The organism is Actinomycetes bacterium (assembly GCA_036510875.1).
Taxonomy (GTDB): Bacteria; Actinomycetota; Actinomycetes; order Prado026; family Prado026; genus DATCDE01.
Genome location: DATCDE010000209.1, coordinates 1 through 10,958, shown reverse-complemented (window position 1 = coordinate 10,958; position 10,958 = coordinate 1). Strand labels below are relative to the sequence as shown.

The window sequence follows — 10,958 nt, the reverse complement described above, 5'->3', positions numbered from 1 at the left end:
GTCAGCACAGCTCTGTTGTCGACCTTCGGGACCCGGATGGCGGCCGTGTTCACCTTGGTCGTGACGAACCTGGGTCGACGGGCCGGCATCGTCCCCCGGTGGCTGCTCGTGGTTGGCTACGTCGCAGCCGTCGCGCTGTTGTTCTCTCCCCCTCGCACCCTCTGGGCGGTCCTGCTCTTCCCCCTGTGGGTCTTCCTGCTGAGCGTGCAGATCCTGGTCGTGTCCTTCAGGACCGGCTCCAGCGAGGGGAAGGCCGACTGAGCTACTGAGCCGTCCAGCCGCCGTCGACGACGAGCACCGTCCCGTTCACCAGCCGCGCGGCCGGCGACGCGAGGTAGAGCACGGCACCGGCGACGTCGGCGGTCGAGCCGACGAAGCCGGCCGGAATGCGGGCGAGGACGTCGGCGAGGAACTCCGGCTGGTCGAGCCGGTCGGCCGTGCCAGGGGTCCGGATGAACGTCGGTGCGACGGCGTTGACGGTCACCCCGTGCGGCGCCCACTCGAGAGCGAGCACCTGGGTGAGGCTGTTCACCGCGCCCTTGCTCGCGCTGTAGGCGGCGTGACGCCGGATCCCGACGAGACCGGCCTGCGAGCTCATGTTGACGATGCGGCCGTGGCCCCGGGCCACCATCCGCCGCGCAGCCGACTGGCAGGCGAAGAAGAGCCCGCGCACGTTGACGGCGAACAGGTCGTCCCACTCCGCCTCGGTCGCCTCCAGCGCGTCGTGGTTCGTCCCGAGGCCGGCGTTGTTGACCAGGATGTCCAGGCCGCCGAAGGCGGCGTCCGTCTCGGCGAAGGCCCGCTCGATCGAGGCACGGTCCCGAAGGTCCATCTCGACCGCGATCGCCTCACCCCTGGCGGCTCGCACCTCGCCGACGAGCTGATCGAGCGCCTCGCGAGTCCGGGCCGCAGCAGCGACCCGGACGCCGGCGTGGGCCAGAGCCAGGACGAGATCGTGCCCGATGCCCATGCTCGCGCCAGTCACCAGAGCGGTCTGGCCGGTCAGGTCGAAGTCCGGAAAGTCCATTGACCGACCCTAGACGACGCCGGTTCGCGCCCCCGGTGCACCCGACCATTCCGGCACATCGGTTCGCTTCGTGCAACCGATCTCGCGGCGAGCGAACCACCGTGGACGGACGGGCCGTCGTCGTCCAGGCTGTCGACCGTGACAGCCGCGACCCTCGACTCCGAGATCCGTGAGGTCTTCGCCACCTTCGACGACGCCAGCGAGTCGCTCGACTCCGCCGTCCTCAGCGCCTGCTTCGCAGACCCGTTCATGGCCGCCGATCCCCACGGCGACCCAACCGGTTCCCCTAGCGGCCTTCCTCGCTGCACTCCCCCGCCGAGCCGACCTGTTCGCAGCGGCGGGAGTCGACCGGGTGTCGTTGACCGGCCTTCGCCACCAGGCCCTCGACGAGTCCTATGTCCTCGTGGACACCACCTGGACTGGTGAACGCAGCGGGTCCGCGCCCAGCACAGTGGCGCTGGCTTCCTCGTTGATCCTGCACCGTCGCGAATCCGGGCTTCGGATCGTCTTCTACCTGAACCACCAGGACATGGGGCTGGTGCTCGGCGACGGAGCCTCTCGCCAGCGACCGTGAGCGGCGTTAGGGTCGGGGTTTTCCGGGCTGTGAAGTGCTTCCGGGAGGAGCCGCCATGACTGCAGTGCGTGTGCTCGTGGGCACCCGCAAGGGCGCCTTCATCCTCACCTCCGACGGCAGGCGCGAGAAGTGGAACGTCAGTGGCCCGCACTTCCCGGGCTGGGAGATCTACCACGTCAAGGGCTCGCCGGTGGACCCGCAGCGGCTGTACGCCTCGCAGTCCAGCGACTGGTTCGGGCAGGTGGTGCACCGCTCCGACGACGGCGGCGGGAGCTGGTCCCCGGTGGGCAACAGGTTCGGCTACGAGGGCGAGCCCGGCAGCCACCTGTACTACGACGGCACGCCGCGGCCCTTCGAGTTCAAGCGGGTGTGGCATCTGGAGCCGTCGCGGACCGACGTCGACACCGTCTACGCAGGCGTCGAGGACGCCTCGATGTTCCGTTCCACCGACGGCGGCCAGGAGTGGCAGGAGCTGCCCTCGCTGCGCCAGCACCGCACCGCGCCGGCCTGGGCACCCGGGGCCGGCGGCATGTGCCTGCACACCATCCTGCTCGACCCGGCCGACCCCGAGCGGATCTACGCGGCGATCTCAGCCGCAGGGGCCTTCCGGTCCGATGACTCCGGCGCCTCCTGGAAACCGATCAACCAGGGGCTCCACTCGGAGGGCATCCCGGACCCGACCGCCGAGGTCGGGCACTGCGTCCACCGGCTGGCTCAGCACCCCGCGCGACCGGACACCCTGTTGATGCAGAAGCACTGGGACGTCATGCGCACCGACGACGCCGGTGAGACCTGGCGCGAGGTCAGCGGCAACCTGCCCACCGACTTCGGCTTCGCCATCGACGTCCACGCCCACGAGCCGGACACCGTCTACGTCGTCCCGATCACCAGCGACTCCCAGCACTTCCCGGTGGATGGCCAGCTGAGGGTGTGGCGCAGCCGCACCGGCGGTGAGGAGTGGGAGCCGCTCACCCGAGGCCTCCCCCAGCAGCACTGCTACGTCAACGTGCTGCGCGACGCCATGGCCGTCGACCGGCTGGACGAGTGCGGCATCTACTTCGGGACCACCGGTGGCCAGGTCTACGGCTCCGCGGACGCCGGAGACACCTGGGCGCCGATCGTCCGCGACCTCCCCGCCGTCCTCTCGGTGGAAGTCCAGACCCTGGCATGAGCGGCGCCACTGCAGTCGTGCGGGTGGTGCTGCCGGCACATCTCAAGGCGCTGGCCAAGGTCCACGGCGAGGTGCGGCTCGACGTCGACGGTGTTGTCACCCAGCGCTCGGTCCTCGACGCCCTTGAGGTCGAGTACCCGATGCTGCGGGGCACGATCCGCGAGCACGACACCCTCAAGCGGCGCGGCTTCGTGCGCTTCTACGCCTGCCAGCAGGACCTCTCGCACGACCCGGCCGACAACCCGCTGCCGGCTGCCGTGGCCGCCGGCACCGAGCCGTTTCTCGTCGTCGGCGCCATGTCCGGCGGCTGACCCTGGTCCCGCATGAGGGGTCCCGTCGGTCAGCGTTCTCGCAGCTCCGGCGCCTTCACGGCGGTCGATCGGCGAGGCCCATGGGACAGCCCGACGGCACCGGCTGCACCAGGTCCTCAGGCGGTTCCCTGCCGCATGGCCGCCGCCGTGGCGATCAGCAGCACGACCGAGGTCGTCACCGTGACCAGCCACATTCCACGGTTGACTTCGAACATGGACAGCCCCATCAACACGATGCTGCCGAAGAACAGCAGCAGGTACGGGGCGAGGATGGCCGGCCGGGCCGGCTGCCGGAGATCCACCGGCCGCACGTAGTCCACGACGATCATGAGGACGACCAAGACGTCGAACACCGCCGGCCCCACCCACCAGGAGCTGCCAGCGCGGGCATACCCCAGCAGTGCCGCCGTGGCCGGGGCGCCCAGCACCGCGATTCCGAGGCCCAGGGCCTGGTTGACGACCATGCCGTGACGCCGTCGGGAGGCAAATCCCACCGACTGGGCCAGGATCACCAGGTTCACCACGACCCACGGGGTCAGCGCCGCCCACCAGGCCGGTTCGTCATGGCCACACGGTCGTCCACCGGAGCCGCTTCGAGCCAGAGGCCTCCGGCAGTGTGTCGGTTGGGCGGTCGCTTCGACCGGGTCCGCGGACCCTCACAAAGCGTTATGGCCCCCGCTGAGCCGCATAGCGCTCTCTGATCTGAGAGTCCACTCGACAGCTCGCAGCGGCGGATCATCGCTTCCCCTGGGCCCGCGAACTCCATAGCGTCTGGTCTGACATCGCCGAAGAGAGGAGCGCACCATGACTGTGAAGCTCGGACTGCTGGTGACCCTGACGGCCAAGCCGGGCAAGGAGGACGAGGTCGCCGCCTTCCTGCGAGGAGGTCTGACGATCGTGGAGCAGGAACCGGGCACGATGACGTGGTACGCGATCCGGCAGAGCACCACCACCTTCGGCATCTTCGACACCTTCGGCACCGAGGACGGTCGCCAGGCGCATCTGTCCGGCGAGGTGGCCAAGGCCCTGGGTCAGATCGCGGGCGACCTGCTGGCCTCGCCGCCGGACATTCGCCCGGTCGACGTCCTGGCGGCCAAGACCGCCAGCTGAGCCGGCCCCGACTCCGTCATCTACATCCAGCGAAGCGCCGACCTCCCGGAAGCCCTGCACTGTCACCTCGAACACCGCGTGCGACGTCCCATCTTCGCCCGACGGAACAGCGGCCTTTGGGCGACCAGGAACGCGCCTCAGCCCGTGGTGGTCGGCGAGTTCTTGTCGAGGTCGATCACCTGAGTCTCGGCGAGGTTCATGTCCTTCGGGAAGCTGGTCGTGTCGGTCGTGTCGGTCGTGTCGGTCGTGTCCAGGGACGGGGCGGACGCCTGTGGGCGCCACGGCTCCGACGCCCCGGACAGGACTGACTGGAGCCTGTCGCGCATGGACGCCATCTCGACGAGCAGCGCCGTCCGCCGCAGATCCAGCTCCTCCACCTCGCTCCGAGCAGCGGCGACCAGCTGGTCCGCCTCACGGCGGGCCTCCGATCGGATGTCGGCCGCTTCGCGTCCGGCCGCGTCGCGCCAGGTCTCGGAGTCCTGACGCGCGTCCTCACGCAGCTGGTTGGCCTCGCTCTCGGCCAGACCGAGGATCTGACCGACCCGCTCCCCAAGCGAGTCGTAGCTCGGCCGGCCACGCTCGAGATCACCGCGGAGGCGACCCAGCTCGGCGGCGTTGGCGCTCTCCCGCCGGGTCGCCTCGGCTAGCTCGGCGCGCAGCTGTTCGATCAGGACGGCCACCCGGTCCAGGTGTTGGTGGACCTGGTGCCGGTCATAGCCACGCAGAACGAGGTCGAAGTTGTAGGGCTGGGCCGCTGCCTCGGCTGACGGCGGCTCCCCGCCGCTCGACACCGCAGGCCCGTCAGCCACGGCCAGGCCCGGAATCAAGTCGGCCCCGGGAGCAGCCGCGTACGCCGTGGACGGTCGGTCTTCGCTCATGGTCGGTCCTTCCCCAGACGATCCGGGCGTGCCAGGCGGTAGGGATCAACTCCCCCGCCCCTCCTGCCCGTCGTCGGCCCGGGGCAAACCTCCGGCCGCTACTCCCACCAGCCATAGCGGAGCAGGGTGTCGGGCGCCTCCCGGGAGTCGGTGATCCCAAGGGAGTCCAGCCGCTCGAACCACTGGTCGCGACGAGACTCCGGCAGCGTCGTCCCGCACCACGGGCAGTGCGAGATCGTGAGCCAGTTCGCGGCGGATCCGTCCTCCCCCGTCCGCAGCCAGATGCCGTACTCGTCGAAGCGTGGGTCATAGCCCACCACCTGGTCCGGACACTTCCCGCGGCCCGGATGATCGGAACAGGTGTGCTCCACCTGCGCTCGCATCAGTTCGCAGCAATGCTTCGACTCGCTCATACGAGGCATTCTGGCCCAACGAGCCCCGCGTGGTCTGCCGGCGGACGAGGTGCCCTGCCGGGCACTCGGTGCCGGCTCAGCGGGTCCCGCCCGGGCACAGCTGTGCGATGGCCTGAGGGCTCTCCCACAGGTCCACCGCGAGGGAGTAGCTGAGGGTCCGCACCCCGGCCGGACCCGGGACGTGCGCGACCGCGGTGACCCCCGGCAGCCAGGCACCGGTGGCCGGGCCGCAACCCCCGGCGGGGGCACGGTAGGCAAGGGTCACGCTCGCCTGTCCGGAGCTGTCGGGGACCAGGGTCGACGTGCGTGCCCACAGCGGCGTGAACGAGGCCTGATCCGGGAGGTAGGGGTCGCTGACCAGCTCGAGGTCCGTGACCTTCCCCGGGGCCATGTCGAGCAGCAGCTTGACGGTCACCACTCTGGTGTCGGGGTCGAGATGAACCCCGCCGGGCGCGATCAGGGGCACTACGGCGTTGACATCTCCGCAGGCGTGCTGAAGCAGCGCGAGGAGGGTGTCACCGGCCGCTTGGGTGAAGAGCACGCCGGTGGGTCCGGTGCCGTCGAACCAGGGCTGAGCGGTGGCAGCGGGGGGCACCGTGCCGAACGTCGCCACCACCCCCAGGGCGCCGGTGTCGACCGGCGACACGCCCGGCAGAGAAGTGTCGACCGGGGACGGCACGGCGTCACATCGGGCAAGAACCACCACGGTGCGCACCTGTGTGGTGCCCCCGGCAGGCAACCGCAGCGGACCGGCCGGGGTGCGTGACACGCTGATGTTGTTCGAGCTCGGCTCCTCGTCGACGAGGGTGGCCGGGGAACGTGCCAGGTTCGTGATCGCCAGCGTCACGTTGACCCTGGGCCGCACCGGGTCGGTGGTGCCGGTGACCGCGGTCACCAGCAGATCCTGCCGGACCAGCCATGAGCCGCAGGCCTGGTCGACCGCACTGCCCCAGTCCTGGCCAAGCTGGCCGGCTGCCAGGGTGCCCTCAGCGGTTCGGGACCCGTCCACGACCCGCACCCGGAGCCGGTAGCTGCCGGGTTGCACGGGCAGCGGCACGGCGGCGCAGTCCAAGGAGGCCCGCAGCTGAAAGGTCACCTGCGGCTGGGTCGGTTCCACCCGATGGATCGATGAGGTACTGCGGAGCAGCCCCGGGCCGTCCATGCCGACCACCTCGCTGCCGGTGGGCGGCACGTGGTCAAACGACACCTGGGCGTCCATCGTCACCTGCGGTGGCCCGGTCGGTCGACCATCGCCGCCGGCGGTCCACGGCCCGACGGCGAGGTCGGCCACTGCCCCCGGCCGCTGGTTGCCCGTGACCAGGGTCGGCAGCCGGGGACCGGATCGGACATACCAGCCGGCGGCCAGCACCACCCCGACCACCGCGAGGAGGCCAAGGCCCACCGCCCAGCGGGGGTGATCTCGCAACCAGGTCGCCGGGCCGGCCAACCGGGACTCGTCCTCGCCGTGGACGAGGAGATCCTCCGGGCCCCCGGCCACGATCGCCCCCTACGACTTCAGGTGGGTGTTGAAGAAGGCGATGATCCGACGCCGGGCGTCCTGTGCAGATGTCTCGTGGTAGCCATCGCCTGGCGAGAGCCTCCCCGCAACCGCGAACAGCAGTGGCGTTTTGTCTCCGGCCCCTTCATGGTCGTTGAGGAACGCATGGCCGGCCTCGGTGTACTCCTTGACGTCATGGTCCACCCCGACAGCCGTCAGCGCCCCCTCAAGGCGCTCCGCCGCCCCCCGCAGCAACCGGTCATTGCCTCCGTAGCTTCCAACGATGGGGCAAGCACCGGTCAGGAAGGTGTCGGTGTAGGCGTCCTTGGGGGCGGTGCCGTAGTTGACGCTCGACGCGGTGAAGCCGTGATCGGGAGCGAGCAGCAGGGCGAATCCGCCTCCCATGCAGTACCCGATCACGCCCATCGCGCCCGTGCAGTCCTCCCGCTCCACCAGCCAGGCCCGGGCCACCTCGATGTCGTCGAAGGATCGTCCCCGCCGGGCGCGGGCCTCACGCATGACCGAGATCAGGCAGGTCAGCTTCGCCCGCCCGGCGAAGAGATCCGGCGCCACCGCGAGGTACCCCTCGCCCGCGAGCCAGTCGGCTTGGTTCCGCAGGTCCTGACTCATCCCAAGTGCGTCATGAACGACGACCACTCCGGGCCACGGACCTGACCCACTGGGAGTCGCGCAGTAGACGGGCAGCTCGCCCCTCGACGTCATGATCACCGATGCCGCCATGCCTCAGCATGGCACCTCGTCAGGCGTGCTGGGTTCCGCGGTCGTCGAAGGACATCGCGAGTTGACCCCGCCTGGGCGGCTTCCTCGATGACACCGCCGACGAGATCGCGTGCTCAGGAGAGCGGTGGAACACCAGCACACCGTGGTTGGCTAGCAGCAGGCCGACGATCGCTAGCGAAGCCATAGTCGACGGTCGGCGACCGACATGGTGCCTGCCGATGCACGGGCAGACAGCGACGCGCCGTCCACAGGTCTTGAGACCCAGGGAGTGGCACGCACATTGCCCCTAGGTGACAATTAGCGACCGTACGGGTGTCGGCGGTCGAGGGGGCATTGTGACGACCGATGACGAGCTGAGACAGCGGATCGTCGACGCTGCGGCCGAGCTGTTCGCGGAGAACGGCTACGGCGGCACCAAGCTGCGGATGGTGGCCGAGCGCGCCGATGTCCCGCCCCGCACCGTCAAACGGCTGACCGGTGGACGCGCCCAGCTGTTCGCCGAGGTGATGGCCGCGAAGCTGACCTCCTCCGAGTCGGGCGACCTCCTCGCCGCGGCGGCAGCCGACCCTTCGGCGGCGCCACCGCTGGCTGTGCTGCTCCGGGCAGCGATCGAGCTCTTCGCCACGCCCGAGCGCAGCTGGAGCATCCTCGAGCTTGAGGCGCTCACCCGCGCGCACCGCGATGAGGAGGTCCGTGCCCTGGAGGCGGCGCGGATGGGCAAACGTTTCGCGAACGTCAAGACGCTCGTCGAGCAGACCCGCCGGGCCGGCGGTGTGGACGACGACGTCGACGTTGACGCGTTCACGCACTTCGCTCTGGCGCTGTCCGTCGGGCTGGCCCTCGTCGACCCCGTGGTGGAGCGTCAGCCGCAGGAGGAGAACTGGAACGCGTTGATGGGCCGGATCGGGTCCGCCTTCGCACCGGCCGAGCTGCTCCTCGAACCCGAGCACGAGGCGCGCACGCCCTGGCGGCTGCGCATCGACGTCCCGGACCGGCCCGGTGGCCTGGCCCGGCTGATCCGGGCCGTGAGCACCCTGCACGTGCAGGTGGTGGCCAGCGCCTTCCTGGCCGGGGGCGAAGGCACCCGCACGATCGACCTGGCGATGACCGTCCCGGCCGCCGTTACCGCGGACGCCCTGCTCGCCGCAGCCATGTCAGCCGGGACCAACGGCTACGTCAGGGAGGGGTCGCCCGACGACGTGCTCGACCTGCCGACGCGGATGCTCGACGGTGCTACCGAGCTGGTCACCAACCCCGGCTCGGCGCCGCTCGCGGCCGCCACCCTGGTCGAGGCCGACACCTTCGAAATGACCAGCGCGACCGAGGGCGAGGACGACGCCGCCGACGTCCTGCGGCTGCAGTGGACCGCCGACCGGCACGTGGTGCTGCACCGGCACTGGGCGCCGTTCGCCCGCGCGGAGAAGACGCGGGCCTCGGCGCTGCTGCGGCTAGCTGCGTCGATCGCCAGCGCGCAGGGCGACGCCCAGGCGCTCGGCTGGGTTGAGCCGATGCGGGACGGCGGCACGGTCTGGATCCGGCTGGCCCGACCCGAGGACGCCGACGCCGTCGCTGCCATGCATGAGCGGTGCTCCGAACAGAGCCTCTACCGTCGCTACCTCACCGGGGTCGGCGAGTGGCGCGAGCTCGCCCTGCGCCGGCTGACCGGTGGTCACCGAGGCGCGGCACTCGTCGTCATGAGCGAGGAGGGCACCATCGTGGGCCTGGCCCACGTGTTCCCCGACTCCCCCGGGGACGGCCACGCTGGCGAGATCGCCGTGCTCGTCGAGGACGCCTACCAAGGTCGCGGCCTCGGCACCCGGCTGGTCCGGCACCTCATGGAGCTGGCCGAGCGGCTCGGTTTCACCGAGATCGTGGGCACCCTGCTCGCGCAGAACTCCAGGATGATCCACATCCTCGAGGGCACCCGGCTGGACTGGACCCGCCAGGCCGAGGACGGCGTCCTCACCATGCGCGCCCCTCTGCACCCGCGACGGTCCTCATCCGAATGAAGGTCGGGGTCCTTGTCACGGCCGGAGTGAGCTCGGCGGCGGGATGGCCGCTGCCCCGCCACCGTGGCGCTGCAGCTGGATCAAGCTGACATCGATGTACCCGGTCCGAAACCCAGCCTCGCAGTAGGCGAGGTAGTACTCCCAGGTGCGGCGGAAGGTATCGTCGAAGCCCATGGCGGCCACGGTGTCCCAATGGGCAAGGAAGCGTTGGCGCCAGCTGCGCAGAGTACGGGCGTAGTCGAGCCCGTGATCGACGCGCTCGGCGATCCGCAGGCCGGTGTGTTCGGCGAGGGTCGCCTCGATGGCCTCGATCGAGGGGATCAGGCCGCCGGGGAAGATGTGCTTGTTGATCCAGGTGAAGGCGCGGCGGCTGATCAGCATGCGCTCGTGCGGCATGGTGATCGACTGCACGGCGGCCCGCCCGCCGGGTTTGAGCAGCGCGTCCAGGGTCGCGAAGTAGGTGGGCCAGTAGTCCGCCCCGACCGCCTCGATCATCTCCACGCTCAGCACGGCGTCGTACTGGCCGGCCGCCTCGCGGTAGTCCTGCAGCAAGATCGTGACCCGGTCGTCGACCCCGGCCTCGCGGACCCGCAGTTGGGCCAGCCGCTGTTGTTCCACCGACAACGTCAGCGAGGTCACGGTGGCGCCGCGCTGGGCGGCCCGGATGCTCAGTGCGCCCCAACCAGTGCCGATCTCGATCACCGTAGTGCCGGCTCTGACACCGGCGGCATCGAGCACGCCGTCGATCTTGCGCAGTTGCGCTCGGGTCAGGCCCTCGTCGTCATCACTGTCGAGGGCGTCGAACCATGCGGAGGAGTACGTCATGGTCTCGTCGAGGAACGTCGCGAACATCTCGTTCGACAGGTCGTAGTGGGCCTCGACGTTGAGCCGGGCCACCGTTGTCGTGTTCGACTCGAGGTGTCCGCGCACCCGCTGCGCCCAGACCCGCAGCCCCTGCAGGCCGGGTGGGACGACGTTGGTGAGCTGGGTGGCCATGGCGGTGAGCAGGTCGGCCAGCTGCGGGGAGCTCCAGTCCCCGGCTTGGTACGCCTCACCAAAACCGATGTTCGCGTCCAGGCCCAACCGTCGGAAGAGCTCAGCCGGACGCGCGACGTGCATCACCGGATCGCTGGGCCCGCCGGCTCCCCAGCGCTGCCCGTCGGGGAGCTCGACGCGGATCGGCATTCGCCGGACCCCGGCCCGGAAGATCAGCTCGGCGACACCCG

At 70.3% G+C, this 10,958-nt stretch carries 13 protein-coding genes; 6 read left to right on the top strand and 7 right to left on the bottom strand.

Features of this window, described 5'->3' with window-relative positions:
• On the top strand, positions 1-261 hold a 261-nt coding region (locus tag VIM19_12265; protein HEY5185651.1), incomplete at its 5' end, for a hypothetical protein.
• Between the two features lies 1 nt (position 262).
• On the opposite strand, the gene VIM19_12260 is transcribed toward VIM19_12265, so the two are convergent.
• Positions 263-1,027: a glucose 1-dehydrogenase gene (locus VIM19_12260; GenBank protein ID HEY5185650.1), complete on the bottom strand. Its 765-nt coding sequence runs from the start codon at positions 1,025-1,027 to the stop codon at positions 263-265.
• 352 nt (positions 1,028-1,379) lie between these two features.
• Between VIM19_12260 and VIM19_12255 the strand changes: the two genes are divergently transcribed.
• The 3 genes from VIM19_12255 to VIM19_12245 are packed head-to-tail and all read left to right on the top strand — an operon-like array spanning position 1,380 to position 3,083.
• A complete protein-coding gene (locus VIM19_12255; protein HEY5185649.1) occupies positions 1,380-1,601 on the top strand; it encodes a hypothetical protein in 222 nt (73 codons plus the stop codon).
• 55 nt (positions 1,602-1,656) lie between these two features.
• Positions 1,657-2,772, top strand: a complete 1,116-nt coding sequence (locus VIM19_12250) for an exo-alpha-sialidase (protein HEY5185648.1) — start codon at positions 1,657-1,659, stop codon at positions 2,770-2,772.
• Complete coding sequence (locus tag VIM19_12245) at positions 2,769-3,083, top strand: MoaD/ThiS family protein (protein ID HEY5185647.1); 315 nt, start codon at positions 2,769-2,771, stop codon at positions 3,081-3,083. Before VIM19_12250 ends, VIM19_12245 begins: the two co-directional genes overlap by 4 nt.
• Before the next feature lie 116 nt (positions 3,084-3,199).
• On the opposite strand, the gene VIM19_12240 is transcribed toward VIM19_12245, so the two are convergent.
• Positions 3,200-3,607, bottom strand: coding sequence for a hypothetical protein (locus VIM19_12240; GenBank protein ID HEY5185646.1), 408 nt, complete (start codon positions 3,605-3,607; stop codon positions 3,200-3,202).
• A 280-nt stretch (positions 3,608-3,887) separates the two neighbouring features.
• On the opposite strand from VIM19_12240, the gene VIM19_12235 reads away from it, so the two are divergent.
• A complete protein-coding gene (locus VIM19_12235) occupies positions 3,888-4,193 on the top strand; it encodes an antibiotic biosynthesis monooxygenase (protein ID HEY5185645.1) in 306 nt (101 codons plus the stop codon).
• A gap of 137 nt (positions 4,194-4,330) precedes the next feature.
• Here VIM19_12235 and VIM19_12230 read toward each other — a convergent pair whose 3' ends face one another.
• From VIM19_12230 to VIM19_12215, 4 genes are all read right to left on the bottom strand, one after another.
• Positions 4,331-5,071, bottom strand: coding sequence for a DivIVA domain-containing protein (locus VIM19_12230; GenBank protein HEY5185644.1), 741 nt, complete (start codon positions 5,069-5,071; stop codon positions 4,331-4,333).
• Between the two features lie 98 nt (positions 5,072-5,169).
• Complete coding sequence (locus VIM19_12225) at positions 5,170-5,454, bottom strand: hypothetical protein (protein HEY5185643.1); 285 nt, start codon at positions 5,452-5,454, stop codon at positions 5,170-5,172.
• Positions 5,455-5,560: 106 nt separating this feature from the next.
• The gene (locus VIM19_12220) at positions 5,561-6,982 is read right to left on the bottom strand and encodes a hypothetical protein (GenBank protein ID HEY5185642.1); all 1,422 of its coding nucleotides are present in this window, start codon (positions 6,980-6,982) and stop codon (positions 5,561-5,563) included.
• Positions 6,983-6,991: 9 nt separating this feature from the next.
• Entirely contained in the window at positions 6,992-7,705 is a 714-nt protein-coding gene (locus tag VIM19_12215; protein HEY5185641.1) for a dienelactone hydrolase family protein, read from the bottom strand.
• A 353-nt stretch (positions 7,706-8,058) separates the two neighbouring features.
• Between VIM19_12215 and VIM19_12210 the strand changes: the two genes are divergently transcribed.
• A complete protein-coding gene (locus tag VIM19_12210; GenBank protein ID HEY5185640.1) occupies positions 8,059-9,732 on the top strand; it encodes a GNAT family N-acetyltransferase in 1,674 nt (557 codons plus the stop codon).
• Between the two features lie 15 nt (positions 9,733-9,747).
• On the opposite strand, the gene VIM19_12205 is transcribed toward VIM19_12210, so the two are convergent.
• Positions 9,748-10,958: cyclopropane-fatty-acyl-phospholipid synthase family protein (locus VIM19_12205; GenBank protein ID HEY5185639.1), on the bottom strand; the 1,211-nt coding region annotated here is incomplete at its 5' end.